Here is a 25987-nt window from a genome sequence, read left to right on the forward strand (position 1 = left end):
TTTCGGCGAGTCTCCTGTATAAACGCGAGCCGCTCCGATCTATTCCCCCTCGGGAGCCCGTCCCGCGGGCCGGTCCGTGAGCCCGTCGCGCCGCCGTCGCGGTAGTTTCGACGCATGGATCATCCCCACATCCGGCTCGAGGGCAGCGGCTTCCAGGCCGTCATCGAGCCCGACCGCTTCGTGCCGGGGAGCTTCCAGCTCGTCGTCGACGGGACGCCGCAATCGCACGTCAACCTCGAGGACCCCACGGATCTGAGCTTCGAGTACGTGCGCCGCATCGGTCACGTCGTCGACCTCGCCGCCGAACCGGGCGCCCCCGTCACGGCCGTGCATCTCGGCGCCGGAGCGCTCACGCTGCCCCGCTACGTCGAGGCGACGCGCCCCGGCAGCCGGCAGCAGGTCGTCGAGATCGAGCGCGAGCTCATCGACTTCGTGCGCGAGCACCTGCCGCTGCCGAAGCGCGCGTCGATCCGCGTACGCTACGGCGACGCCCGCGAGGTCGTCGGAAAGCTCCCCGGCGCCCTCCACGGCGCGTGCGACCTCGTGATCGTCGACATCTTCCAGGGCGCGCGCACGCCGGCCCACGTCACGAGCGTCGAGTTCTACCGGGAGGTCGCGCGGCTCCTCTCGCCGACGGGGCTGCTCGCCGTCAACGTCGCCGACGGGCCGGGCCTCGCGTTCGCCCGCAGCCAGGTGTCCACCCTCGCCGCGGCGCTCGACCACGTCGCGGTGATCGCGGAGGCGCAGATCATCAAGGGCCGGCGCTTCGGCAACCTCGTTCTCGTCGGGTCCCCGTCGGAGCTCCCGTTCGATTTCCTCCCCCGGCTCCTCGCCGGCGGACCACATCCGGCCAAGGCACTCGTCGGCGCGGAGCTCCGCCAGTTCACGGCGGGGGCGCCCATCGCCACGGACGCCACGGCGACGGGTTCACCGCCGCCCTCGAAATCCGTGTTCCAGATCAAGCCGGGTCGCTGACGGGACTCTGCACCTCGCCCCCCGGCATCGAGCGCATCCCGCGACAGGCGGGGGCACCTCGCCGGGCGAGCGCCGTGCCGCGCCTACAGTTGGTCCGGTGACGAACAGCATCATCCTCGGTTATGACGCGGCCAGTCTCCGCGAGAAGGTCGACCTCAAGGCCGTCGGCGAGCGCCTCGACGAGCTCGGCGAGCTCCGGAGCCTCACGGCCCTGTGCGAGAAGGCGTGGCTGTTGAAGGTCGCCGGCCAGCTCGACGAGGCGCTCGAGATCGCGAACGAAGCCGTGCGACTCGCCCGCTTCACGGGAGACCGCAAGGAGCTCATCCGCCCGCGTCTGCTGCGTGCACAGGTTCTGCAGTTCCGCGGGGCGTACGACGACGCCATCCACGAGCTCAACGCGTGCGCCGACGAGGCACACACGCACGAGTGGACGCTGTACGAGGCGTTCAGCCTGCAGCACCGCGGCAAGGTCTACTTCGACATGAGGCGCTTCGAGGAGGCCCTCGAGGACTTCCGTGCCGCGGCGGAACTCCGTCGGCAGCTCGGGGCGCCGGACGAGCAGATCGAGTCGTCCCTCATCGCGATCGCCGTCACGGAGTCGTTCCTCGCCGACGCGAGTTGATCACGCCCGTCATGAGGTTGCGCATGACGAGCGGCGCGTCCCGTCCGGTTCGGTCCGGAATGTCGGTCGCGCGTTATAACGTGAGTCCATGGCAGATCTCGCTCGAGTGAGGGTCTGGGCCGACGCGCTCATCGCACTCCACCTCGACCCGGCGGTCTGGAGCTTCGGCTTCGACAACGCGAAGAAGCGTGCCGGCTTGTGCAATTTCACCGATCACCGCATCACCGTGTCGCGGTATCTCGCGGCGCGCTACGACGACGACGAGGTGCACCAGATCCTCCTGCACGAGGTCGCCCACGCGCTCGCGGGAGCGGCCGTCGGCCACGGCGCGGAGTGGAAGCGCATCGCGGAGGACATCGGCTACGCGGGCGCCCGCTTGCACTCGGGTCAGACGGCGGACGAGCTCGCGCCGTGGGTCGGCTCCTGCCCCAACGGGCACACCGTCTACCGGCACAGACGCCCGAGCCGTCGCAGTTCGTGCGCCGTGTGCTCGCGCAGTTTCGATCTGCGCTTCGAGATCCGGTGGCACCGCCGTGAGATCACGCCGGCCATGCGCCGCAATGCCGCCGCGTCGGTCGCGTCCTAGGCGACGGCGGTTCCCGTGCCCGGCGCCGACCGCTCCTCCGGAGACCCCCTCGACCTCTCGATCGCTCTGCTCCGCGGCGTCAACGTCGGTGGCATCACGGTCAGATCCGCTCCGCTCGCCGCCGCCTTCGAGAGCCTCGGCTACTCGTCCGTGCGTACCGTGCTCGCAAGCGGAAACGTCGTCTTCGACGGCGGCGATCGTCGCCCGGACGTCGTGAAACGCGACGTGGAGAGGGCGCTCGAGGACGCCTTCGGCTACGACGCCTGGATCGTGCTCACGACGCAGTCCCGTGTCCGCGCGATCGCGGAGGCGTTTCCGTTCGCGGAGGTCGACGGTCGACAGCCCTACGTGGTGTTCGGTTCCGACGAGGCGATCCTCGACGACTTGGCGTCATTCGCCGAGACGGAGACCGATCCGGCGGTCGAACGCATCGTGCGGGGCGACGGCGTCCTCTACTGGGACCTGCCACGGGGCTCGAGCACGGACACGGCCTTCGCGAAGCGATCGGCGCGCTCCCGCTACCGGTCGAGCACGACGACACGGAACCTCCGGACGCTGCGGAAGCTCGTCTGACGGCGGTCAATCGAGGCAGAACTCGTTTCCCACGGGGTCCTGCATCGTGTCGGTGTCGGTGTCGGTGACGGGGCCCGGTCGCTCGTGATCCACAAGAGCGTCGCCCCCTTCCCGACGAGTCGCTGCGACTCCGCCTCCCGTCGGTCCTCGTCGACCCTCGCGTCGACGTGCACGCGGTTCTTCGCCGTCTTCGCTCGGGAACCCGCCGGAAGAACAGCCGCGGCGACTCCCCTTTCGGGTCGCGCTCGGCCGCGATCCTGTCGAGCGCGAGGTCGGCCCGTTCGCGGATCGTGCGGCGCGCTCCAGAGATCCGGCCGGCGTCCCGCGTGAGGCCGAGCGGTCGATCGCCCGGATCGTCGAGTCCCATGTGACCGACTATTTTTGGTTTCGTGAGAGTCACCTCAAGAGTCGATGTCCCGACGGGCCAGTGGTTCGAGTCCTCCGACGGCGTGAGGTGGTGGTTCGACAGCGGATCGCTCGCTCTCGACTTCGCCTACACCGGTGGTCTCGGAGCAGCGGACGGAGACATCGAGCATCCGTGGGAGTTCCTCCGCTCGACGGCGGACCTCGACCACTGGATCGGCGAGCGCATGGCGACGTCCCCGTCGACCGACCGCGACATCCTCGACGCGCACGCACTCCGTGGAGCGATCACGAGGCTCGCGCTCGCCCGGTCCCGCGAGCTTCCGCTCACCGGGAGCGACATCGACCTCGTGAACCTCTACGGCGCGACGCCGGACATCCCGCCGCGACTCGAGGGAGGCTCGCGCCAGGCCGGCCGGACATCGGCGCGAGCGGCGCAAGCGCTCTCGACGATCGCGCGAGACGCGATCGCTCTCTTCGATCCCGAGTCGAGCGGCCGGATCCGCGAGTGCGACGGCCACGACTGTTCGCTCGTCTATCTCGACACCTCGCGCGGCGGAACGCGGCGCTGGTGCTCCATGTCGCGGTGCGGGAATCGGCACAAAGTGAGGGCGCACCGGGAACGTCGAGCGGCGGGCGCCCGCGGCTGACGGAGGACCGTCACCGCCGGGCGCCCGCGATGCGCGGCTTCCGGACTCAGTCGCCGACGGAGACCCGCGGGTCGAACGCCACGTAGCCGGCGAAGTCCTTGCCGACCCGGTCGGCGGCACCGTCGTACGGCTCCGGGTAGGACCAGGCGATGTCGCTCGGTCCTCCCGTGAGCGAGTAGTACTGGCACACGCCCTTCCACGGACACGTGTAGGGGGTGGGACTCTCCTCGAGGCTCGACCAGTCGATCGATGCCGGCGGGAAGTACCAGTTCCCCTCGATACGGATGAGGTCGTCCTTCTCCGCCGTCGCGATGACGCGGTCTCCGAGTACTGCCTGCATTGTCTCTCCTCGTCTGACTGTCGGCCGGCGTTCCGGCCACTGTCGACGTTACGCCGAGGGGAGGCGCAGCACGACGGTTTCGCTCTCGGCGTCGAGCCGGGCGAGGGCTCGCAGTTCTTCCGCCGTGACGGTCCCCGACGCCACGAGCTCCTGTCCCGCGACGGACGCCGTGTAGAGGTGCGCGACCGCACCGGACAACCCCGAGAACGCCGCGCACGCGACAGCGGCCTCGGGAGAGGTGAAGTCGATGCCGAGCGTCGAGAGGGCGTCGATCACGGCGCCGGCCGCGAGGACGTCGGTGGCCGAGAAGACCCCGCCGTCCGTCGCCGCGACGACGGAGATGGAGACGCGTCGACCGAGCGCGACCTGGTGCTCCAGGATCCAACGGGCGGTCGCCGCGCGTGAACGGAGCGTGGCCCCGACCACGGCCGCGCCGGGCGCGACAGCGGCGACGTCGACACCTGCCCCGGAGGTACCGAGCGCGTCGACCCACACGACGACGTCGGCCTGGCCGATGCGCGCGAGACCGTCGACGCCCACGTCGAAACGGACCTGATACTTGCCCTGCGCCGGCGGCGGGAACACGGGAGGATTCGTCACCACGACATCGTATTCGACCGTCGGCTGCCGCTCCGATCGCACCGACTCACGTCGTCATCTCACTCATCGCTCGGGACCCGGCGGAACCGTCATCGACGTGAGGGATCACGGAGCCGCTCCCCCGGAGCCACACGCATCGCCTGCTCGATGACCTCGAAGTCGTGGCGGCTCAACTCGAGGAAGCCCTTCTTCAACTGCAGTCCCCAGTCGAACGAGTGGCGCGTGAACTCGAGCACGTGGAGGAGGGGACGGATGGGGGCATCGGCGACGTCGAGCCGGTACTCGACCCGGCGACGCCACGGCCGCCACGTGGAGTCCACACCACCGACGCGATAGAGATCGTCGTCCGCGACGCGACCCACTGCCGTGAACGAGCGCACGGGCACACCCTCGGCGGTGTCCCGTGCGGAGTAGAAGGCGAGGCCGTCCGACTCCCTCATCCCCTCGAGCCCCTCGCGGCGGCCGAAGGTCAATTGGGCGACGCCGAGGTCGACGACGCGACGCACGTGGTCGCGCTGCATGACGCCGAGCCAGTACCGGATCGCCATCGGCCGGGCCTACCGCTCCGCCGGCGGACGGGATCGCAGGACCGCCGCGAGGAACCGTACGAACACCGCGATCCAGCCGAAGAGGATGACGAAGGCGACGAGCTCGAACGCCGTGAGGTTGAAGTAATTGACCTGGAAGTGCAGGAGCGCGGCACCCACGAGCGCGAGCAGGAAAACGATCGTCACGAGGAAGAACTGCCACGGCAGCCCGCGCAGGAGGAGCGGAGCGGCGATGAGCAGCACCCCGAAGACGATCGTCGTGCCGCCGGAGAAGACGTTGTGCGCGAGGATGCTCACGTTGATCGGCACGATCCCGATGCCCGCCAGGAAGAGCCCCATCACGACGAAGAGCGTCGAGACGACACTCGGGCTCCACCGGAACCGCACCTCGCCTCGCTCATGCAGCAGATGCAGATCGCGGTCGACGTAGAGGGCGAACGTCGTGACGAGCACTCCCGCCACCACGAGAGTGACGTTGAAGAGGCTGCTGCCGCGGTCGCCGAAGGTACCGAGGTGACTGAAGTGGTACCGCCACCAGTGCGGATCCGTCGAGATCGACATGCTCGCGAAGGTTCCGACGGCCATGAACGTCAGCAGCAATTGCGACATCGTGACCGTCGTGAGCGACGAGACCGAGAGGTAGACGGTGTACGTCGCGAGCCCCGCACTGACGGCGACGGCGACGATCGCCGCGTAGCCGTCGACTTCGAGGTCCCGGAAGCCCGCCTGGATGATGACGAAGGCGCCGAACGTGATCATCGCGGCGATCGCGACGTGCACGATCGAGACGGCGGTCGCATCGACGACGGACTTCCACGCCGGCAGCGTCAGCCGCCAGCGCTGGCCGGGGTGGGTGCGCGAGCGCCAGTAGCCTGCGACACTCGCGACGAGTCCGGCGACCGAGACGGCGATGATCGCGGCCGAGCCGACCGACCAACCGCCCCAGATCGGGGTGAGCGAACCGAGGAAGGCGATCGCGCCGAAAAGCGCACCGACGAGTCCCGCGACGAGGGCTGCGATCGCCGCTTCCGTCTCGATGCGTACCGTCGTCGCGGGAGCGGGAGCGGGAGCCGCCATCGTCGTCGTGTCACGTGTGCCCGTGCCGTCCGGATCCGCTGGCGACTCGAGCGGGCGATCGCCCTCATGATCGCGCGGGTCGACGACCCTTCGCTCGTCGAGTCGCGGATCGTCGGTCATGCCTCCAGTGTAGGAAGCGCGGGCCGGACCTTCGCGCGACGGCCCGGCGCTGTCAAGGGCGGCCACCGTCCGGGCGACTTCGGCATCATGATCGCATGAGGATCCAGCTCAAGACCGTGCTCGATTGCGAACCCGACGTCGCGTGGCGCGCCCTCCGGTCGCCCGCGGCGCTCCAGGAGATCTACGGGCCCGTGCTCGCGATGAAGCCCGTGGCGGACCTCCCCACCATGTGGCAGGCGACCACGGCGGAGGTCGCCCTCTCGATCGCGGGCCTCGTGCCGACCGGTCGGCAGCGCATCGACATCTCCTTCGACGACGACCGGGCCGACGGCGTCCGTATCCTCGTGGACGATGGCAAGCCGCTCTCGGGTCCGCTCGCGCTCCTCGGGTCGTGGCGGCATCGCATGGCGATCGCCCCAGCCCCTCACGACCAGGGGAAGACCCTCTACCGGGACCGACTCGACATCGGGGGCGCCGCAGCGCCCGCCTTGTGGTTCCCGCTGTGGACGGTGTGGCAGTGGCGCGCGTCACGACTCGCCGAACTCGCTCCGACGTGGGCGTACGACCCCGAGATCGCCGCGGTCGACGAGGACGGGGGCGAGGAGTTCGCGGCCGGCGACGGTGCCGAGGGCGGGGCGGAGCGCTGAGTCGAGCGGTGCCGCGGTCCCTGCAGCGCGCCGCTTCGTGGACCGACCACCCGTTTCCGTCGTTCGTCCGCTAGACTGGGTGCAACGGTGAACCCATCGACGGGTTCCCTGCGTCGTCAGAACGCTCTTCACATCTCTCACCCACTTGCACGCGTCCGGTCCTTTCTCCAGGCGCATCGTGACAGCAGTCGGGGAGCGGTCCACTCGGATCGCGTGGGATCTCTGTTGAACCGTGCGCGGTGGAACACCACCCGCACCGTTCCAAACGGCGAACGATCGTGCCATGAGGCACCTTCGCCACCTCAGCACCCACTCCCCCGGCACAGACCGGAGGGCTCCGGCGTGCGAACGATGCCCGAAAGGCACCAGTGACCGACATCACCTTCAGCACGCTCGGCGTGCCCGCTCCTCTCGTCTCCGTCCTCGCGGCGGACGGGAAGACGACCCCGTTCCCCATCCAGGAGGACACGCTCCCCGACACGCTCGCGGGCCGCGACGTCCTCGGGCGCGGAAAGACCGGCTCCGGCAAGACCATCGCCTTCGCGATCCCCCTCGTCGCCCGCCTCGGCGGCGCACTCGCCGGCGGCAAGCGCCGCCCGGGTCGGCCGCTCGCCCTCGTGCTCGCCCCCACACGCGAGCTCGCCACGCAGATCGACGCGACCCTCGCGCCCCTCGCCGCGGCGTACAACCTCACGACCACGACGATCTTCGGCGGCGTGAGCCAGAACCGTCAGGTCGCCGCACTCAAGTCCGGCGTCGACATCATCGTCGCGTGCCCCGGTCGACTCGAGGACCTCATGCAGCAGGGCTTCGTGTCGCTCGACGCGATCGAGGTCACCGTCATCGACGAGGCCGACCACATGGCCGACCTCGGCTTCCTGCCCGTCGTGACGCGCATCCTCGACAAGACGCCCTCGAACGGTCAGCGACTGCTGTTCTCCGCGACGCTCGACAACGGTGTGGACAAGCTCGTCCGACGTTTCCTCCACAACGAGGTCCTCCACTCCGTCGACGAGGCCAACTCGCCCGTCGCCGCGATGACGCACCACGTGTTCGAGGTCGAGAGCGTCGAGGGCAAGAAGGTCCTCGTCGAGAAGCTCGCCTCCGGCACGGGACGACGGATCCTCTTCCTCCGCACCAAGCACCACGCGAAGAAGCTCGCGAAGCAGCTCACCGCGTCGGGCATCCCGGCCGTCGATCTGCACGGCAACCTCTCGCAGCCGCAGCGCGACCGCAACCTCAAGGCCTTCGGCGAGGGAAGCGTCCGCGTGCTCGTCGCGACCGACGTCGCTGCTCGCGGAGTGCACGTCGACGACGTCGAGCTCGTCGTGCACGTCGACCCGCCCATGGAGCACAAGGCGTACCTGCACCGCTCCGGTCGTACGGCTCGCGCCGGCAGCGCCGGCGACGTCGTGACCGTCTCGCTCCCGACGCAGCGGGGCGACCTCGCGGCACTCCTGCGCAAGGCGAAGATCTCCGTCAAGCCGACGATCGTCACGGCCGACTCCCCCGAGGTCACCGCTCTCGTCGGTGACGTCGCCGCTTTCGTGAAGCCGGCCCCCGAGGAGCGTCGCCCCCAGGGCGGCGGCGGAACCTCCCAGGGCGCGAACGCACGCCGAAAGCGCGCCGCGCGTGACGAGAACGGTTCGTCCACCGGTGGTCGCGGTCGCGGTCGCGCCGACGGCGGCCGTGGTGAGGGTGGCCGTGGTCAGGGCGAAGGCCGCGCTCAGGGCGAAGGCCGTGGCCAGGGCGGCGGGCGCCGCTCCGGTGGCCGTGACGGGGCGACCCGCGACGCCGCTCCTCGCACGGGTGGCGCGCGCTCCGGCGCCGGTGCTCAGCAGTCCGGCGGAGCCTCGTCCGGCGGTCGCCGCGGCGGCGCATCCGGCGCGAAGGCTCCCATCCGTGTCGGCAGCCTCGTGGGCGGTCGCTCGGGTGGCACGAGCCGCGGCAACGGCCCGCGCCGCGCCCAGGGCTGACCCGCAGGGCCGCTCAGCACTCCCGGATCCCCGGATCGAGACGGACTCCTCCGTCCTCGTTCCGGGGATTCGTGCTGTCCCACGTGCCCGCGGATCCGATTTGGGAGGCCGGGCGGCCCCCGGTATCGTCGGCACATGGAGACCATTTCCGCCACCGTGAGACCCGTGCGGGACGTCGACGCCGAGGCTCTCGGCCGCGTCCACGCCACCTGTTGGCATGAGACGTACGACCACCTCGTGAGTTCTGCGACCCTCGAGAACCTCTCACCGCGCCGCATGGCCGAGTTGTGGACGCACTGGATGAACCAGGGCCCGGAGTACGTGCAGTACGCCGCCCTCGTCGACGGCGAGATCGTCGGCTTCGCGGGGTCCGGACCGGCTCGCGACGATGATGCGCCGCGCCCGCGCGAGCTCTACTTCATCTACCTGCTGCACGCGTACCACGGCACGGGCATCGGCCAGCAGCTGTTCGACGCCGCATGCGGAACGGAGCCGACGTACCTGTGGGTCGCGGAGGACAACCCGCGAGCCCACGGCTTCTACCGCCGCAACGGCTTCACCCCCGACGGCGCGTCGCACGACGAGCCGTTCCTCGGCGAGACGATTCACGAGGTCCGCCTGATCCGCTGAGGAGACGTCCGGAGGGCCGGAAACGGCGATGGCGGGTGTCTCCACACCCGCCATCGCCGTTTCCGTCTCACCTCGTCAGAAGTCGAAGTCGAACCCGTCGCCGTCGCCGAATCCGCTCATGAGCCCGCCGATCACGAGTCCACCGACGACACCCCCGAGGATGTCGCCACCACCGCCGCGACCACGCCCGTACCCCCCGTAGCCGCCATAGCCCTGCTGGTACTGCTGCTGCATCTGCTGCTGCTGGTGCGCCTCGATGTCGCGCTGGCCGAGCGTGACGGCGAGCGCCGCGAGGCTCGCAGCACGGCGCACCTGGCCGAGCGCTGTCGTGGCGTCGGGAGCGGAGTCGAGCGTGTCGAGCAAGCGCTCGGCCTCGGCGAGCTTGGTGCGCGCGTCCGGTCCGATCGGGCCGCGATAGCCGGAGAGGAAGTCGCGAGCGACGCCGATCTGCCGCTCGGCATCATCGAGGGCCGGCCCGATGGCGGCGCGAGCGTGCTCCTCCTGCTGCTGACGACCGCGGACGTCCGCGACGACAGCGTCGAGCGCCGAGTTCGCGTCCCGCAGGCTCTCGAGCTCTCCGAGCGGGTCGCGACGATCGGCGCTCGGCGACAGGACGGCGAGCGCCGACGTGGCCCGCGCCGCGGCGGACTCGATCGCGGAGCGCGCCGCGGGGTCGCGGAGCGTCGCCACGAGACGGCGCGCGTCGACGATGTCCGACTCGGTGTCCGCGACGACGGCGGCGAGGGTCGACTCGGCCCTCAGCGCCTCGACCTCGAAGTGCTCGACGGCTGCGACGAGCTGGCCAGCGCGATGCACTGCCTCCTCCGCCGTCTGGAGAGGAACCGTCGCGTCGGCCGCCCGGCGGGAGCCGAGCCGGTCCTCGGCGACCTCGAGGCTCCGCTCCGCGTAGACGACGAGCTCGCGCGCTTGTGCGGGGTTACGGCTGACGGCCCGCAACGCCTCGTCGGAGTATCGCGAGCGCAACCGCTCGAGCAGTCGCTCCGACGACTCGATGCCCGGTTGCACCTCGGTGATGCGGGCGCGCACAGTACGGACGGCTGACGGAGCCTGCTGCTCGAGGGACCGCAACGACGTGAACGCGGCCGACTGCTCGGCGAGTGCCTGCTCGGCCGACGCCGCGAGCTCGATGATGCGGCGGTTCCAGTCACGACGTTCCTCGACGGTGTCGGGGAACGCGTCCTCGAGACGCTGCTTGAGCTCGAACGCCTCACGGAGCCGGGCCCGCGATCGGGCGAGCGCCCGCGTGAACTCCGCCGTCGCGGCCTCACCGAACTCGGCGACCGCGAAGCCGACCTCGTCCTCGCTCGACTGGACGCGGTCGTCGGCGTGGACGAGGGCGCTACCGGCGCGGGTCTCGAGCTCGCGCAGTTCCGACTCCGTCGCTGCGATGCGCCGCTTGCCCGCGCGTCGGACGAGAGTCGTCACCACCGCGGCGGCGGCTCCGATGCCGACGACGATGACGACGAGAGACACGAGGATTTCCGGGAGGCCCATGAGCCGATTCTACGGACTCCGACAGGGAGCCCGCCGAGCATCGTCAGGCGGTCGACGACCCGACGAGCCGCTCGACAGCCGCGAGCGGGATGCCCACCCACGCCGGACGATTGCGTGCCTCGTAGAGCGTCTCGTAGACGGCCTTGTCGAGCTCGAAGGCGTCGAGCACGTCGCGATGCGCGTCGAGGTCGATACCGGAGCGGGTGCCGTAACCGGCAGAGAAGGCCCGTCGGCCCGTCGTCGCCCAGGACCCGACGGCGGCGGTGTCACCGCCGTCCTGTCCGAGCGAACCCGCGACGTAGTCGAACGACCGCAGCATGCCCGCGACGTCCCGCAGCGCCATGTCGGGGCGCGTGCGCTCCGCCATGGTGCGGAGGGGTTCGCCCTCGAAGTCGATGAGGATCCAGCCGCGCCGGTCGGACCAGAGCACCTGACCCAGGTGGAGGTCGCCGTGGATGCGCTGCAGAGCCGGCCACGACGCGCGCGCCGCTCGCGCGTAGACCGCGTCGATCGCAGCGCGGTGCGCGGCGAGTTGCGGCGCCTCCGTCGTCGCCGTTGTGAGGCGCGATCGCATGACGGCGACGGCCGCGTCGATCTCGGCCTGGGTCGTCCGCACGGTCGGGAACACGGATGCGAGCGTCTCGTGAACCTCGGCGACGGCTTCCCCGAGTGCACGGGCCCGCTCGGAGAAGTCCTCTCCCGCGGCGGCCGCCTGCAGCGCGACGCGCCAGGCGTCCTCGGATCCGGCGAGGAACTCCTGGACGGCAGCGAGGTGACCCACCGCGACTCCCTCGGCACGGCCGGGGTCGGGCCATGACCCCGTCAGTACGCCGAACGAGCGCGGCACTCGATCCGAGCCCGCCGCGCTGATCCCCGACTGCAGCGTCACGTCCGGATTCTCGCCGTGGTGAACGAGTCGGAACACCTTCGCGATGAGCTGCGGGAGGGGACCGCCCTCGACGTCGACGACGATCGACGTGTTCGACTGCTCGCCGGAGAACACGCGGGAGGAGCGGGGCGTTCCGGGGTCGATCGCCGGCTCGCCGACCGCCTGGGCGCCCGAGCCCTCGAGTCGACCGCCGTCGGCGATCGTGCGCACGAGGAGCCCGACGTACGCGGGGTCGTGGGGACCGTCGTAGAGGAACCGGCCGTCGACCTCTCCGATGAGGGCGTTCCTCGATTCCGGCAGCTCCGTCGGGCGGAAGACGACGGGCACCTGGTAGAGGAGCGGCTCCGCCGGGGCCTCGTCGAGCAGCAGGAACACCGTGACGCGGACGCCCGGCACCCCGCCGTCCAGGCTCGCCACGACGCTCAGCGCTGGTTCGGCCCCCTTTGCCTGGTACCAGCGCTGACGCGCCATCCACTCGGCGATGACAGGAATGACGGCGCTCATGTCGCGACTGTAACCGGTGGCGGAGCACGTCCGTCAGGGGTCGCTTTTCCTGTGCCCGTCATGGCAAGGGGGTCTCGGCGAGCAACCGGGGGCGATCGGCGGAACGCGCCGGGGCGATCGTCAGCGCAAGCAGCCGACCGAGGCGAGCGCGGAGCGGACGAGGCTGCCGCGGCCGCCCTCCATCTCGGCCGAGACGGCGTCGGATGCCGCTTCCTCCGGGGTCATCCACGTCACCTCGAGGGCGTCCTGACGCGGCTCGCACGTGCCCGTGACCGGCACGACGTAGGCGAGCGAGACCGCGTGTTGGCGATCGTCGGAGAAGAGCGAGACCCCCGGCATGGGGAAGTACTCGGCGACCTGGAACGGCACCGGCGAGGCCGGGAGCTGCGGGAACGCCATGGGTCCCAGGTCCTTCTCGAGGTGTCGGAAGAGAGCCTCGCGGAGCGTCTCGCCGTACAGCACTCGACCGGAGACGAGCGTGCGGGTCATCTGGCCGGTCGGCGTCGCACGGAGCAGCACCCCTACCTCGGTCACGATACCGAGGCCGTCGACGCGAACCGGCACGGCCTCGACGTAGAGGAGCGGCAGTCGCTGACGCACCTCGGCGAGTTCGATGTCGCTCAACCACCCGGGATTCGCCGAAGGCCGCGGCGGCTCGCTCGACTCCTCGGGGACGTCGGGATCGGGATCGGGTGTTCTCACGGCCATTGGGCCATTCTGCCGTGCGACGCCGCGCTGCGGGTACGCAGTCCCCGTGAGTCGTGTGCACGTCCAGCCGGCCCCGGCGTCGGCGGCCGTCGTTACGCTGGACGGAGGGACGCCGACGCGTCCGGCACCCGCATCGGCAAGAGGAGTCCGCGTGAGCACGATCGAGATCGACGACGACGCCGTGCTCTGGTCCGCGGGTGTCCAGGACCGCGTCGACCGGCCTCTCCTCGTCCTCCTCCACGGTCACGGATCGAACGAGGGCGACCTGTTCGGGCTCGGTACGGCACTCCCGCTCGAGCCCGTCATCGCCTCGCTGCGCGCGCCCCTGGCCGCGCCCTGGCCGCTCATGGGCTGGTCGTGGTACCCCCTCGACTCTCGCGGTGCGCCTGACGTCGCGGGAGTGGACGCCGCCGTCGAGGCCGTGATCCGCTGGACCGACCGCCTCGAGGTCGCGCCCACATCGATCGGCTTGCTGGGGTTCTCGCAAGGCGGCTCCATGACGCTGCAACTCCTCCGTGCCGCTCCGGATCGTTTCCGCTACGCCGTGACCCTCGCGGGCTTCGTCCCGACCCTCGAGCACGAGGGCGACGACGATCTCGCGGCCGCCGCACCGCCGGTCTTCTGGGGCCGCGGCACGCTCGACACCGTCATCCCGGCCGCCGCCGTCCTGCGGACGACGGACTGGTTGCCTCGCCACTCGACCCTCACCGGCCGCATCTACGAGGGCCTCGCCCACGCCGTCTCGCCGCAAGAGCTCACCGACGTCGCGGCGTTCATCTCCCGCGAACTCTGATCCGGAGGCCCCGCGTCCCTACACGAGCGCGCCCTCGTCAGCGACCATGCACCGGGTGTCGGTGGTGTGTGTTTGCATGAATGCGTGAGCGACGTCCTCGACCGGTTCTCCCCCGCCACCCGCGAGTGGTTCCAGGGGGCGTTCGACGCGCCGACGCGAGCGCAGGCCGGTGCGTGGGACGCCATCTCGCGCGGGTCCCACGCCCTCGTCGTCGCCCCAACGGGGTCGGGTAAGACGCTGTCAGCGTTCCTGTGGTCGATCGACCGCCTCATCGCCTCAGGAGCGTCGGCCGCGGCGGCATCGACCGCGGCGACCGAACCCGTCGCAGCGAAACGCGGAAAGCGGTCGGCGGCGGAGGCGCCCGAAGCGGTGCCGGGCACACGCGTGCTCTACATCTCACCGCTCAAGGCGCTCGGTGTCGACGTCGAGCGCAACCTCCGCTCGCCCCTCGTCGGCGTCACGCAGACGGCGAAGCGGCTCGGGCTCGACGTACCCCAGGTGCGCGTCGGGGTCCGATCCGGCGACACTCCGCAAGCCGAGCGTCGCGCCCTGCTCAAGAACCCGCCCGACATCCTCATCACCACGCCAGAGTCGTTGTTCCTGCTCCTCACGTCCGCCGCCCGCGAGACGCTTCGCGACGTCGACACGGTCATCGTCGACGAGGTGCACGCGCTGGCCGGCGGGAAGCGCGGCGCGCACCTGGCCGTCTCGCTCGAACGGCTCGACGATCTGCTCGAGAAGCCTGCGCAACGCATCGGCCTCTCTGCCACGGTGCGGCCGCACGAGGAGGTTGCCCGGTTCCTGTGCGGGCGCGCGCCCGTCGAGATCGTCGCGCCTACCGCCGACAAGCGATTCGACCTCACCGTCGTGGTCCCCGTCGACGACATGACCGACCCGGGCGCGGTCGACCCCGCACGCTCGTCCGACGCCGCCGGTGGGCCTCGAGAGGGCGCCACCGCCGGCAACGTCGTGCCCGACGGCGAGCGCACGGGCTCGATCTGGCCGCACGTCGAAGAGGCGATCGTCGATCGCATCCTCGAGCACCGGTCCACGATCGTCTTCGCCAATTCCCGCCGCCTCGCCGAGCGACTCACAGCCCGCTTCAACGAGATCTGGGAGGAGCGAAACGCACCCGAGACAGAAGAAGGAGACGACGCCTCTACCGGGGGCACCTCCGCCCGCCGCGCACCGGCGGCTCTCATGGGCGGCAGCGGGCAGACCAAGGGGTCTCGAGCGGGCACGGCACTCCTCGAACCAGGCGTCGCGACCGAGGCCACGGGGGCTCCGCTCGCTCGCGCCCACCACGGTTCCGTCTCCAAGGAGCAGCGGGCCGAGATCGAAGACGCCCTCAAGACCGGGCGGCTCCGCTGCGTCGTGGCGACGTCGAGTCTCGAACTCGGCATCGACATGGGAGACGTCGACCTCGTCGTCCAGGTCGAGACGCCGCCCTCCGTCGCGAGCGGGCTGCAGCGCGTCGGTCGAGCGGGGCACCAGGTGGGCGAGATCTCGCGCGGCGTGCTGTTCCCCAAGCACCGCTCGGACCTCGTGAGCACGGCCGTCGCCACGGAGCGCATGGTGACGGGTCAGATCGAGCGGCTCTCGGTGCCGGCGAACCCGCTCGACGTCCTCGCTCAGCAGACCGTGGCGGTGTGCGCGCTCGAGCCCGTCGAGGTCGAAGCGTGGTTCGACACGGTGCGCCGCAGCGCTCCCTTCCGATCCCTGCCCCGATCGGCCTTCGAGGCGAGCCTCGACCTCCTTGCCGGTCGATACCCGAGCGACGACTTCGCCGAACTGCGGCCCCGCCTCGTGTGGGATCGCGACGCCGGGACGCTCACGGGCCGACCGGGAGCGCAGCGGCTCGCCGTCACGAGCGGCGGCACGATCCCCGATCGCGGGATGTTCGCGGTCCACATGGTGGGCGGTGACGCCAAGGGCGGAACACGCGTCGGTGAGCTCGACGAGGAGATGGTCTACGAGTCGCGCGTCGGCGACGTCTTCGCGCTCGGCGCGACGAGCTGGACGATCCAGGAGATCACGCACGACAGGGTCCTCGTGACCCCGGCGTTCGGTCAGCCCGGGCGGCTGCCCTTCTGGAAGGGCGACGGCCTGGGTCGGCCCGCCGAACTGGGCGAGGCCATCGGGGCCTTCGTCCGCGAGACGGACGCGGCGACACCGACCGCCGCGGAGGAGCGCTTGTCGGCGGCGGGCCTCGACCACCGTGCCGTCGGCAACCTGCTCACCTACCTGTCCGAACAGAAGCGCGCCACCGGTCACCTGCCCACCGACCGCACCCTCGTGGTCGAGCGCAGCCGCGACGAGCTCGGCGACTGGCGCGTCATCCTCCACTCCCCCTACGGCATGCACGTGCACGCGCCATGGGCGCTCGCGGTCGCGGCGCGCGTCCGCGAACGGCTCGGAGTCGACGGCGGCGCCACGGCGAGCGACGACGGCATCATCGTCCGCATTCCCGACACGGACGCCGAGCCCCCGGGCGCCGACCTCTTCGTGATCGACCCGGACGAACTCGAGGCGATGGTGCGCGACGAAGTCGGCGGGTCCGCCCTGTTCGCCTCGCGCTTCCGCGAGTGCGCGGCGCGAGCGCTCCTCCTGCCCAACCGCCGCCCCGGGTCGCGCGCGCCCCTGTGGCAGCAGCGGCAGCGATCCGCGCAACTCCTCGACGTGGCGAAGCGCTACCCCGATTTCCCGATCCTGCTCGAGACGGTGCGCGAGTGCCTGCAGGACGTCTACGACCTGCCGGCCCTCCTCGACCTCGCGAAGCGCATCGGATCGAGGGCCGTCCGCGTCGTCGAGACCACGACGGACACACCGTCGCCGTTCGCCGCTTCGCTCCTCTTCGGCTACGTCGGCGCGTTCATGTACGAGGGCGACAGCCCGCTCGCGGAACGCCGAGCCGCGGCTCTCGCCCTCGACCAGGGCATGCTCTCCGAGCTCCTCGGACACGTCGAGCTGCGCGAGCTGCTCGATCCCGGCGTCATCACCCGCACGGAACTCGAACTGCAGCGCCTCCTTCCGGAGCGCCGCATGCGCGGGCTCGAGGGCGTCGCCGACCTCGTCCGGATGCTCGGTCCGCTCACCGTCGACGAGGTCGCGGCACGCCTCGAGGCCGAGAACGCGGCAGAGTCGCCTGGCGCGACGGGAACGGCGGGTGAACCGTCGGCAGCGATCACGACTGCAGCGACGACGAGCGCCGCCTCGGAGTTCGCCAACACCGCCGACCGGCCACACGACGACGACGTTCCCGAGCCGGAGCCGGACGTCCCCCATGCGACCGCGGAGCAAGCGCTCGCGCACCTGCGCGCTCTCGAGTCTGCGAAGCGGGTCATTCGGTCGTCGTTCGCTGGCGCCGAGTGGTGGTCGGCGATCGAGGACTCCTCCCGCTTACGCGACGCACTCGGCGTCCCCCTCCCGATCGGCGTACCGGTCGCCTTCATCGAGCCCGTGACCGATCCGCTCGGGGACCTCGTCGCCCGCTACGCGAGGACGCACGGTCCGTTCACGACGTCGGCGGTCGCTCGTCGCTTCGGCCTCGGCCCCGCCGTCGCACGGCACACGCTCGGTCGACTGGCCGATGAACGGCGCATCCTGAGCGGCGAATTCCTCACGGCCGCGCGCGAGCGGGGAGCGGATGACGACGAGTGGTGCGACTCCGAGGTCCTCCGTCGACTGCGCCTGCGGTCGCTCGCCGCGCTCCGACACGAGGTCGAGCCCGTCGACCAGCAGACGTTCGCGCGCTTCCTCCCCGTCTGGCAGCACGTCGGCGGTTCGCTCCGCGGGGTCGACGGGGTGCTCACAGTCGTCGAGCAGCTCGCCGGCGTCCCCATCCCCGCGTCGGCGTGGGAGTCCCTCGTCCTGCCCCAGCGGGTGAGGGACTATTCGCCCGCGATGCTCGACGAGCTCACCGCCACGGGAGAGGTGTCCTGGTCGGGAGCCGGTTCCCTGCCCGGCAACGACGGGTGGGTGGCGCTCCACCCCGCTGACGCGGCCCCCGTGACCCTGCCGACCGCTCGCGATCACGAGCCCGACGCCCTCCAGCGCGAGGTGCTCCTCGCGCTCGGGACCGGTGGTGCCTACTTCTTCAATCAGCTCGCGGAGAGCACCGGAGCCGCCGACGACAAGGCGCTCGTCGCCGCGATCTGGGACCTCGTCTGGGCCGGACTCATCACCAACGACACCTTCAGCCCCCTCCGCACCCTCATTGGCGGTGGCGGCTCGCATCGCGCGACGCGCGCGACGCCCCGAGCCCGCACGTACCGGGGCCGAGCCGTTCCGCGCCCCACGATGGCGACGCGCGTCGGTGGGCCGCGCCTCGGGGGTCGCTGGTCGATCCTGCCGCTCGCGGAAGGCGATGCGACGATCCGCGCCGCCGCGACGGCGGAGATCCTGCTCGACCGCTACGGCATCGTCACGCGCGGGTCGGTCGCGACCGAGGGTGTGCCGGGCGGCTTCGCGCTCGCCTACAAGGTGCTGAGCGGCTTCGAGGAGAAGGGGCGAGCGCGCCGCGGGTACATCATCGACGGCCTCGGCGCCGCCCAGTTCTCCACCTCGGGCACGGTCGACCGGGTCCGAACGTTCGTGCGCTCGGAGCCGCGCGGCGAGAAGCCCGGCGAGCGCCTCACATCCGTCACCCTCGCAGCGACCGATCCCGCCAACCCCTACGGCGCCGCGTTGCCCTGGCCGAGCAACGAGACCACCGGGACGAAGCACCGGCCGGGCCGCAAGGCCGGTGGTCTCGTCACGATCGTCGACGGCGAACTCGTCTTCTATCTCGAGCGCGGCGGCTCGTCCCTGCTCGTCTTCACGACCGACGACCAGCTCGTGCGCGACGCCGCCGTGTCGCTCGCGAACGTCGTCCGCGACGGCCGCGTCGAGAAGCTCGCCGTCGAGAACGTGAACGGCGAATTCGCGCTCGGCAGCCCGCTCTCGCTGCCGCTGCGCGAAGCGGGTTTCGCCGAGACTCCCCGCGGACTGAGGATCAGACGTGCCTGAGGGCGACACCGTCTACCGCACGGTCACCCAGTTGAACCGCGCCCTCGCTCACGACGTCGTCACGCGGTGGGACCTCCGCGTTCCGGCCTTCGCGACGACCGACCTGCGCGGCGAGCAGATCCACGAGGTCGTCGCGCGCGGCAAGCACATCCTCCACCGCGTCGGCGACTTCACCCTCCACACCCATCTCAAGATGGAGGGGTCGTGGCATCTCTACCGACCCGGCTCCCCCTGGCGTCGACCTGACCACACCGTTCGCGCCGTCGTCGGAACGGAGTCGTGGACGGCCGTGGGCTTCGAGCTGGGCGTCACCGAACTCGTCCCCCGCGATCGTGAGGACGACGTCGTCGGCCACCTCGGCCCGGACCTGCTCGGCCCCGACTGGAACGCCCAGGAGGCGATCGACCGACTCGGCTCCGACCCGGCGCGGCCCGTCGCCGTCGCCCTCCTCGACCAGCGCAACCTCGCCGGCCTCGGCAACGAATACGTCAACGAGCTCTGCTTCCTCCGCGGCACACTGCCCACACGATCCATCGGCGAGGTCGACATCCCGCGCGCCGTAGAACTCGCCCATCGCCTCATCCACGCCAACCGCGACCGCGTGGAACGCACCACGACGGGCGACCTGCGGCCCGGCCGCCAGGTGTGGGTCTACGGTCGCGACGGAAAGCCCTGCCGTCGCTGCGGCACACGCATCCGCCGCGGGGAACTCGGCGCCAACGAACTCGCCCTCCGGGTCACGTACTGGTGCCCCTACTGCCAGACGTAGGGATGTGAGCGACGCGCTGCCGGACCCCGACCCGCGGGACTCCGGCTACGCGTCGGGCGTCGAACCGTCGTCCCAGCGGGACTCTGCGGTGATCGCTCGCCACCGCGTGAGGAACACGGCGGCCGCATCGTCGTGGATGAGGCCACCGTCGGCCGTGAGGACCGGGTAGGGAGTCTCCGGCACACCGTCGGCGGGACGGACGTCGATGTGGGCCGCCGAGTAGCCGTTCGCGTGGAGCCAGTCCGCCATCGCATAGTCGGACCGCGAGTCGCCCATCGTGCGCCAGTGGTGCGGAATCGCGAGCCCGTGCTCGCGCGCGAGCAGGATGGCGCGCTGAGCGCCGAGATCCTTGCCGAGCGACGGGTGCTCGATGTCCGTCGAGATGATCGTCGGGTCGATGCGCACCGTGACACGACCGGCCCGGCCGAGGTCGACGACCTTCTCGCGCTGCACACCGCCGCCCATCGCGAGAACCTGCTCGAACACGTCGTCGTCGAACCGCGCTTGCGCCTCGTGATAGGCCGCACGCGGCACCTCGATGATCTGTTCGACGGAGATCATCGCGAGCTTCTCACGGTCGAAGAACATCGTGTCGGCGTACCGCTCGGCCACGCGCTCGTCGACCCACCGCTCGAGCGACTCCTCCATCGCGAGAGCGCCGTCCACCTCGGGCTCGTCCATCGACTCGGCATCGAAGCCGAACCAGACGGCGCCCTTCTCGCACACCGCCCACAACCGGCGACCCGGTTCGAGTCCCGCTCCGCGCACCGCCGGCACGACGACGTCGCGGATGAACGCGGCCGCCCGTCCCGTGTTGAAGACGACGAGCGCACCGGCGTTCGCGAGCGCGGCGAGATCCGACGCGACGGACTCGAGCCGCACGGTGCGTGTGTCGGGGCTCGCGATCGGCCCGTCGACGTCGAGGAGCAGACCGACGGGAGGCGCGGACACGGTTTCGGCGAGGGAGGTCACGCGTCCATCGTATGGCGACGTCGCCAGCCGCCTCCGAACGCGGCACCGCGTCCCCTACCGGCCCGCGCTCGCCCATCGGTACAGTTGCGGGACCGACGAATCGAAAGGCGAAACATGAGCGAGCAGTACCCCTCCTCCCCTCAGCCGTCCGGCCAGCAGCCGACGGGCCAGCCCCCGTACTCGGGCCAGTCCCAGTACTCCGGTCAGCCGCAGTACTCCGGGTCCCCTCAGTACCCCGGGTCGCCGCAGTACCCCGGCACGGCGTCGAACGGCTCGATCCCCGGGAAGACCCTCGGCATCGTCGGCTTCGTGCTCGCGTTCGTCGCGTCGCCCATCGGCCTCATCGTCAGCATCGTCGCGATGGTCCAGTCACGGAAGGCCGGCGCCAAGAACGGCTTCGCGCTCGCCGGCATCATCATCGGCATCATCGGGACGATCGTCATCATCGTGTTGATCATCGCTCTCGTCGCCCTCGGGGCGGCCGGAATCGGCTACCTCACCGAGATGTGCGCGGAACTCGGCCCGGGCGAGCATCTCATCGACGGCGTCACGTACACCTGCCCGTAGGGCAGACCGGCACACGGGCCCGTCCGCACAAGCCGCGTCGGCACTCGCGTCTAGGAGGCGCGGGTGCCGACGTGCGCGGACCGTCCTGCCGCCGACGGCTCGCCGTGGAGCGTGAGGTCGAGCCCGTGCGCCGAGAAGGACTCCGTCATCATCTGCTCGAGCCACGCGTGATTGAGCGAGGGCACCCGGTTGCCCGAGTAGGCGAACGCGATGTCGCTGTTGCAGCTCATCCACATCGCCTCCGTCGCCATCCGTCGGTCGGATGCTGGCAGAGTCAGGAGGAAGCTCTCGCGGCGACGCAGCTTCTGGGTGACGATGACACTGATGTGAGCGAGAATGCGGTCCTCGACGGCGATCTCACGTGTTCCGTACTTGAGCATTCCCATGAGACATCCCCTCAGTGATGCGTTCGCGTCGTCCGACTGTCCATCATCAGTGTGGTCGAGTCGTACTTCCGCATATTGACACTTGACAGGAGAGTCCGACAGGGCGGGAGAATCCTCGACAGAGCCGCGGGCGGAACATCGATTGCACGGAAACTCTCCCCTGCGGACGGGGTTGACCATGTCGAGGGCGCCACGTTCACTGGAACGATGCAGCGCATCTACTACACAAACGACACCATCGTCACCGGCACGGAGATCGCGCGTGCGCTGCTCGAGTACGCCGCTGCGCTCGCCCGTTCCGACTCCGCCCAGACGGTCAGTATCCCCGTTCGTCGCGCCGACGGGTCCTCCGCCCGCGCCACGCTCCTCCTCGGCCCGGCCAGTCAACTCGTCGCGGAGGACGTGGAGGACGACGAGGACCTCGGCGACGAACTCCGCGACGACGTCCTCGTCGCCCGGATCAAAGCGATGACGGCGGAACTCGCCGCTCCACGCGCCATCTCGACACGAGCGGCCGCGACGGCTCCTGAGGAGGCCGCGAACGACGCGGACGACGACTCGATCGAATGGTTGTAACGACCACGACCGGCGGCTGAGGCCAGTACGACCGCTCCCGACGGCGACGACCCCGCAGCGGAACGATCCCGGACCGAGAGGTCCGGGATCGTTCTGCGTACGGCGCCGCTACTCCTTGTGCAGTGTGTCCTGCACGGCTCCGGCGATCTTCTCCACGCGGTTCGGCAGTTCCGTCGTGCCGTAGAAGCGCGAGTCCGGGTGCGTGGGCGGCGGCATCGGCACCGTCGACTGCGGGCCGTCGAGGTACGTGAACTCGCCCTTGCCGTCCGGCGTCGGTCCCGAGGCCCAGGAGCCCTCCTTGGCGTGCTCCCCGTCGGAGAAGTTGATGTACTCGTACGACACGTCCCGGTCCTCCTTCTTGATGGGGAAGTTGCTCGGCACGGGCAGCAGTTCGAGGCCCTCCTCCTGCAGCTCGGCCGCCGCACGCGTCCACTGGTTCTGGTGCATCGTGTCGCGGGCGAGGAGGAACTTCAGCAGGTCACGGACCCCCGAGTCGTCCGTCATGTGATAGAGCCGGGCGACCTGCAGGCGGCCCTGCATCTCGGCGTTGGCGTTCGCCGTGAAGTCGGCGAGCAGGTTGCCGCTCGCGGTGATGTAGCTGCCCTGCCAGGGGTTGCCCATGCTGTCGACGGGTCGGGCGCCGGCTCCGGCGACGATGCCGTGCTGGATGTCGGTGCCGCCGATGACGGCCGCGACGGTCGGGTCCGACTGCACGGCCTCGTCCGTGATGCCGAGCGGCGCCTTCTCGAGCAGCTGAGCGATCATGATCGCGAGCATCTCGACGTGACCGAACTCCTCGGCCGCGATGCCGTAGACGAGATCGCGGTACTTCCCGGGGATGTGCATGTTCCAGGCCTGGAAGCTGTACTGCATGGCAACGGAGATCTCGCCGTACTGTCCGCCGAGCACCTCCTGGAGCTTCCGCGCGTAGACGGCGTCCGGAGCGTCGGGGGTCGCCTTGTGCTGCATTTCTTGCCGGTGGAAGAACATCTGGCTGCCTTTTTCCTCTCGTCGTGGACGGGCCGATCGCTTTCCCGGCCCTGCCTCACGGTAGGTCGGCACCCCCCGGACAGGTCCACGGCTTTGCGTGAGCGGATGCGCTGCCTACAATGCGTCGCGGCGCCTCGGCGGCGTCCGTCCCCGCGGGCCGGCGACGACTCAGGACCGCCGCCCGACGCCCTCCGGCTGCTCGGCGGCCGCAGCAGCCGAGCGGGGCTCCGGAACGTCATCGAGGTTGAGGCCACGAATGGAGTTCGACGCCTCGAGGAGGTGCTGCAGCCACTCGGCGTTGAGGTGCGCGATGCGCTGCTTGGTGAAGCGGAAGTGGAGGGTCGACCCTTCATGGATCCACACGGAGCGGCGTCCAGACCCCTGGTCGGCCGGGTAGCTCCATGTGAGGAGGAACGACTCGCTGCGCCGCAGTTTCTGGGTCGTCACGAATCTGACGTGCTCGAGGAGTCGATCGTCGAGGGTGAACTCGTCGGTGCCGACGATGAGGGTGGCCATCTCACTTCACCTCGTCGACCGGACGACCGACGGAGAAGACGCTCGAGGCGAGCTGATAAACGGGAGAAGACGAGTTCGCGCGTCGGCGCGCAGGGAAGTGGATCACCTTGCTCACCATAGGCAAAACGGCGGACCGACGAAGAGAGGCTTGACAATCGACCGCGACGTCCGGTCGTCCTGACTCACGCCGCTCCTCCGCCTGCGACTCACGGCTAACAGACAGGCCAGGGGGTGTCAAGACTCTGACAGCCCCGCTCCGGTCCGCGAGGCTGTTATGACACGAGAGAGGGGCGTGAGATGGCGATGACGACACCGGCACGACCGGTTCAACAGGGGATCGAGACGATCGCTCTGACGGAGACGTCCTGGCGGGTGTGCGATGGGACCCTGCCCGACGACGACGCGACGCGGCTCCTCGCCTTCGTGGAGCAGAACGACGTCGGCTTCGAAGTGCTCTGGATGTGGCCGTTCCCCGGATCGTGCGAGACGTTCGCTGCGCTCGACGAGGCGTTCGACGCCGTCGCCGAGCGGCTCCAGCAGCGCCGCTACTTCCCGGAGGGATCGTGACGCCCCCGACCAGGACAGACGAGACGGACACCGTGCGGGACCTCGACGATGCGTCCACGTTCGTCGGCGGAATCGCGTTCCCGGCTGCTCGCGCCGATCTCCTGCTCCACGCGATCGTGACGCACGCGACTCCTCGGCTCATCGGCGAGCTCCGGGCCCTCCCGGATGTCGTCTTCCCTGACGCCGACGCCGTGATCGACGCTCTCCACGACCGCTGATCGGGGGGGGGGGGGGAGCGGGCGACCGTCGCGTCGGCCGTCCGCTCGCTCCGGGCTCCGTGGAGGGTTAGGGTGGGGAGCACCCATCAGCGGGCAGCGAGCCCCGAACGCGAGGAGCCGAACCGTGGGAAAACTCGTATACGGCGACTCCGACATCGACATCGACATCGATGACCGTTCGCTCGCACATCTGCAGATCGTGATCGGCAACAAGCTGCGTCGTGGGGAGAGCTTCTTCTTCTCATGGAAGGACGACCCGGCCGTCGGCGACGGCCGCTCCGCCATCTGGCTCGACCGCGCGATCCCCCTCTACTTCAAGTTCTCGGGCAGCCGAGCACCCGCCATCAATCGCGAGTGGATCGACGCCCTCAACGCGTCGGCCAACAGCGGCACGGGGCTCGTCTTCACCGACGAGCCCGGTCAGGTGAGCGGTCCGGCTTCGAGCCTCCGCGGCCACATCTGACCGGGGGCCAGCCCGGCATGTCGCTCCAGGTCGATGAGACGAGCATGACAGCATCGCGGCCGACGACACCGGTCACGGCAACGGGCGGGTGAACCCTTCCTGACCATCCCCTCCACTCCTGCCCGGGCCCCTATCGGGAGCTCCGGCGCCGTGCCAGACTGAGTCGACGGAGAACGAAAACTCCTCGTCCCGAGTGATATCCCGCACAGTTCCGTGCGGCTCCTGCTGGTCGCGGCTCCTCCGTACGACCCGGTGCTGTCTCTCGCACCGTCCCACGCGTTCCCGTCATGCCGTGCTCGTCGAGAGCATGCCGCTCACCCGGTCCGCGATCCCGCCCCGCAGACGCGATCCGCGTCCCCCGCCACAACGCACAGACCGAGACGGTCGCACTCGATGCGACCGTCCCTTCGGAAGGAAGTCCCCATGGCCACGTTCACGTACGGCACGACCGCCACGACGCTCGAGATCGACGACCGTCAGCTCGCCCATCTCCAGCACATCATCGCGCAGCGGTTCCGCCGCCAGGAGAGCCTCCTCCTCACCTTCGTCCTCGAGCGCGGCGGCGAGCGCCGCCGCCGCACCGTGTGGCTCTCGCCGTCCTCCCCGCTCGAGTTCGACTACGACGCGAGCGTCTCGCAGAGCCTCAACCGCTCGTGGCTCGAAGACCTCATGCAGCAGTCCTACTCCGTAGGCGGCGTCGTCCTGGCGCAGGAACCGGGGACCGACGCGTCCTTCGCCACGGCACGCGCCACCGACGAGAACCTCGCGCCCGTGACCGCGCTGGCCTGACCCTTCGCGCTCACCTCGGCGGCCCCGCTTCCACCATCCGGTGGGATTGGG

General features: G+C 70.3%; 28 protein-coding genes and 1 pseudogene. 17 read left to right on the forward strand and 12 right to left on the reverse strand.

Annotated elements, in window-relative coordinates; all coding sequences use genetic code 11:
• The first annotated feature begins 114 nt into the window (after positions 1-114).
• From ELQ90_RS11910 to ELQ90_RS11925, 4 genes are all read left to right on the forward strand, one after another.
• The gene (locus ELQ90_RS11910) at positions 115-975 is read left to right on the forward strand and encodes a spermidine synthase (protein ID WP_128495495.1); all 861 of its coding nucleotides are present in this window, start codon (positions 115-117) and stop codon (positions 973-975) included.
• Between the two features lie 97 nt (positions 976-1072).
• Positions 1073-1597 carry a tetratricopeptide repeat protein gene (locus tag ELQ90_RS11915; protein WP_128495496.1) on the forward strand — a complete coding sequence of 175 codons (525 nt, stop codon included), beginning with the start codon at positions 1073-1075 and terminating at the stop codon, positions 1595-1597.
• An 88-nt stretch (positions 1598-1685) separates the two neighbouring features.
• Positions 1686-2183: a SprT-like domain-containing protein gene (locus ELQ90_RS11920; protein ID WP_128495497.1), complete on the forward strand. Its 498-nt coding sequence runs from the start codon at positions 1686-1688 to the stop codon at positions 2181-2183.
• Between the two features lie 15 nt (positions 2184-2198).
• A complete protein-coding gene (locus ELQ90_RS11925) occupies positions 2199-2756 on the forward strand; it encodes a DUF1697 domain-containing protein (RefSeq protein ID WP_208020644.1) in 558 nt (185 codons plus the stop codon).
• On the opposite strand, the pseudogene ELQ90_RS17205 reads toward ELQ90_RS11925, so the two are convergent.
• A pseudogene (locus tag ELQ90_RS17205) lies at positions 2702-3040 on the reverse strand (VOC family protein); the annotation flags it as partial. The gene ELQ90_RS11925 and the pseudogene ELQ90_RS17205 sit on opposite strands and share 55 nt — an antisense overlap.
• 105 nt (positions 3041-3145) lie before the next feature.
• Between ELQ90_RS17205 and ELQ90_RS11930 the strand changes: the two are divergent.
• Positions 3146-3769, forward strand: a complete 624-nt coding sequence (locus ELQ90_RS11930; RefSeq protein ID WP_128495498.1) for a CGNR zinc finger domain-containing protein — start codon at positions 3146-3148, stop codon at positions 3767-3769.
• A 46-nt stretch (positions 3770-3815) separates the two neighbouring features.
• Here ELQ90_RS11930 and ELQ90_RS11935 read toward each other — a convergent pair whose 3' ends face one another.
• The 4 genes from ELQ90_RS11935 to ELQ90_RS11950 all read right to left on the reverse strand — a co-directional run bounded on the left by ELQ90_RS11935 (position 3816) and on the right by ELQ90_RS11950 (position 6454).
• The gene (locus ELQ90_RS11935; protein ID WP_128495499.1) at positions 3816-4109 is read right to left on the reverse strand and encodes a DUF427 domain-containing protein; all 294 of its coding nucleotides are present in this window, start codon (positions 4107-4109) and stop codon (positions 3816-3818) included.
• A gap of 48 nt (positions 4110-4157) precedes the next feature.
• The gene (locus tag ELQ90_RS11940) at positions 4158-4709 is read right to left on the reverse strand and encodes a hypothetical protein (protein ID WP_128495500.1); all 552 of its coding nucleotides are present in this window, start codon (positions 4707-4709) and stop codon (positions 4158-4160) included.
• An 89-nt stretch (positions 4710-4798) separates the two neighbouring features.
• Complete coding sequence (locus tag ELQ90_RS11945) at positions 4799-5257, reverse strand: EVE domain-containing protein (RefSeq protein ID WP_128495501.1); 459 nt, start codon at positions 5255-5257, stop codon at positions 4799-4801.
• A 9-nt stretch (positions 5258-5266) separates the two neighbouring features.
• On the reverse strand, positions 5267-6454 hold the full coding sequence (locus ELQ90_RS11950; protein WP_128495502.1) for a DUF998 domain-containing protein: 1188 nt from the start codon (positions 6452-6454) through the stop codon (positions 5267-5269).
• Positions 6455-6549: 95 nt separating this feature from the next.
• Between ELQ90_RS11950 and ELQ90_RS11955 the strand changes: the two genes are divergently transcribed.
• The 3 genes from ELQ90_RS11955 (at position 6550) to ELQ90_RS11965 (ending at position 9707) form a co-directional block, all read left to right on the forward strand.
• Complete coding sequence (locus ELQ90_RS11955; RefSeq protein ID WP_128495503.1) at positions 6550-7101, forward strand: hypothetical protein; 552 nt, start codon at positions 6550-6552, stop codon at positions 7099-7101.
• A 368-nt stretch (positions 7102-7469) separates the two neighbouring features.
• A complete protein-coding gene (locus tag ELQ90_RS11960) occupies positions 7470-9077 on the forward strand; it encodes a DEAD/DEAH box helicase (RefSeq protein ID WP_128495504.1) in 1608 nt (535 codons plus the stop codon).
• A 135-nt stretch (positions 9078-9212) separates the two neighbouring features.
• Positions 9213-9707 (forward strand): GNAT family N-acetyltransferase, encoded by a 495-nt coding sequence (locus ELQ90_RS11965; protein ID WP_128495505.1) that lies wholly within the window; start codon positions 9213-9215, stop codon positions 9705-9707.
• 75 nt (positions 9708-9782) lie between these two features.
• Here the strand turns inward: ELQ90_RS11965 and ELQ90_RS11970 are convergent, their stop codons facing one another.
• From ELQ90_RS11970 to ELQ90_RS11980, 3 genes are all read right to left on the reverse strand, one after another.
• A complete protein-coding gene (locus tag ELQ90_RS11970; protein ID WP_128495506.1) occupies positions 9783-11222 on the reverse strand; it encodes a coiled-coil domain-containing protein in 1440 nt (479 codons plus the stop codon).
• Between the two features lie 43 nt (positions 11223-11265).
• Entirely contained in the window at positions 11266-12615 is a 1350-nt protein-coding gene (locus tag ELQ90_RS11975; RefSeq protein WP_128495507.1) for a maltokinase N-terminal cap-like domain-containing protein, read from the reverse strand.
• 120 nt (positions 12616-12735) lie between these two features.
• A complete protein-coding gene (locus ELQ90_RS11980; protein WP_128495508.1) occupies positions 12736-13323 on the reverse strand; it encodes an NUDIX hydrolase family protein in 588 nt (195 codons plus the stop codon).
• Positions 13324-13474: 151 nt separating this feature from the next.
• On the opposite strand from ELQ90_RS11980, the gene ELQ90_RS11985 reads away from it, so the two are divergent.
• From ELQ90_RS11985 to ELQ90_RS11995, 3 genes are all read left to right on the forward strand, one after another.
• Positions 13475-14116: an alpha/beta hydrolase gene (locus tag ELQ90_RS11985; protein ID WP_128495509.1), complete on the forward strand. Its 642-nt coding sequence runs from the start codon at positions 13475-13477 to the stop codon at positions 14114-14116.
• Between the two features lie 84 nt (positions 14117-14200).
• A complete protein-coding gene (locus ELQ90_RS11990) occupies positions 14201-19123 on the forward strand; it encodes an Lhr family ATP-dependent helicase (RefSeq protein WP_128495510.1) in 4923 nt (1640 codons plus the stop codon).
• On the forward strand, positions 19116-19892 hold the full coding sequence (locus ELQ90_RS11995) for a DNA-formamidopyrimidine glycosylase family protein (protein WP_128495511.1): 777 nt from the start codon (positions 19116-19118) through the stop codon (positions 19890-19892). The genes ELQ90_RS11990 and ELQ90_RS11995 overlap by 8 nt, the downstream gene beginning before the upstream one ends.
• A 45-nt stretch (positions 19893-19937) precedes the next feature.
• Here the strand turns inward: ELQ90_RS11995 and ELQ90_RS12000 are convergent, their stop codons facing one another.
• Positions 19938-20864: a hypothetical protein gene (locus ELQ90_RS12000; protein WP_243696150.1), complete on the reverse strand. Its 927-nt coding sequence runs from the start codon at positions 20862-20864 to the stop codon at positions 19938-19940.
• A gap of 114 nt (positions 20865-20978) precedes the next feature.
• On the opposite strand from ELQ90_RS12000, the gene ELQ90_RS12005 reads away from it, so the two are divergent.
• Positions 20979-21431, forward strand: a complete 453-nt coding sequence (locus ELQ90_RS12005; RefSeq protein ID WP_128495513.1) for a DUF4190 domain-containing protein — start codon at positions 20979-20981, stop codon at positions 21429-21431.
• 50 nt (positions 21432-21481) lie between these two features.
• Here ELQ90_RS12005 and ELQ90_RS12010 read toward each other — a convergent pair whose 3' ends face one another.
• The gene (locus ELQ90_RS12010; protein WP_128495514.1) at positions 21482-21817 is read right to left on the reverse strand and encodes a DUF7882 family protein; all 336 of its coding nucleotides are present in this window, start codon (positions 21815-21817) and stop codon (positions 21482-21484) included.
• 207 nt (positions 21818-22024) lie between these two features.
• Between ELQ90_RS12010 and ELQ90_RS12015 the strand changes: the two genes are divergently transcribed.
• Positions 22025-22393 carry a hypothetical protein gene (locus ELQ90_RS12015; RefSeq protein ID WP_128495515.1) on the forward strand — a complete coding sequence of 123 codons (369 nt, stop codon included), beginning with the start codon at positions 22025-22027 and terminating at the stop codon, positions 22391-22393.
• 108 nt (positions 22394-22501) lie between these two features.
• Here ELQ90_RS12015 and ELQ90_RS12020 read toward each other — a convergent pair whose 3' ends face one another.
• Positions 22502-23383, reverse strand: coding sequence for a manganese catalase (locus tag ELQ90_RS12020; protein ID WP_128495516.1), 882 nt, complete (start codon positions 23381-23383; stop codon positions 22502-22504).
• Positions 23384-23551: 168 nt separating this feature from the next.
• The gene (locus ELQ90_RS12025; RefSeq protein ID WP_128495517.1) at positions 23552-23899 is read right to left on the reverse strand and encodes a DUF7882 family protein; all 348 of its coding nucleotides are present in this window, start codon (positions 23897-23899) and stop codon (positions 23552-23554) included.
• 297 nt (positions 23900-24196) lie between these two features.
• On the opposite strand from ELQ90_RS12025, the gene ELQ90_RS16640 reads away from it, so the two are divergent.
• The 4 genes from ELQ90_RS16640 (at position 24197) to ELQ90_RS12040 (ending at position 25936) form a co-directional block, all read left to right on the forward strand.
• The gene (locus tag ELQ90_RS16640; protein WP_166409012.1) at positions 24197-24466 is read left to right on the forward strand and encodes a hypothetical protein; all 270 of its coding nucleotides are present in this window, start codon (positions 24197-24199) and stop codon (positions 24464-24466) included.
• Complete coding sequence (locus tag ELQ90_RS16645) at positions 24463-24684, forward strand: DUF2795 domain-containing protein (RefSeq protein WP_166409014.1); 222 nt, start codon at positions 24463-24465, stop codon at positions 24682-24684. The genes ELQ90_RS16640 and ELQ90_RS16645 overlap by 4 nt, the downstream gene beginning before the upstream one ends.
• Positions 24685-24808: 124 nt before the next feature.
• Entirely contained in the window at positions 24809-25147 is a 339-nt protein-coding gene (locus tag ELQ90_RS12035; protein WP_128495519.1) for a DUF7882 family protein, read from the forward strand.
• A gap of 423 nt (positions 25148-25570) precedes the next feature.
• Positions 25571-25936: a DUF7882 family protein gene (locus tag ELQ90_RS12040; RefSeq protein WP_128495520.1), complete on the forward strand. Its 366-nt coding sequence runs from the start codon at positions 25571-25573 to the stop codon at positions 25934-25936.
• Positions 25937-25987: the final 51 nt, after the last annotated feature.

This window comes from Labedella phragmitis (genome assembly GCF_004078635.1).
Lineage (GTDB): Bacteria > Actinomycetota > Actinomycetes > Actinomycetales > Microbacteriaceae > Labedella > Labedella phragmitis.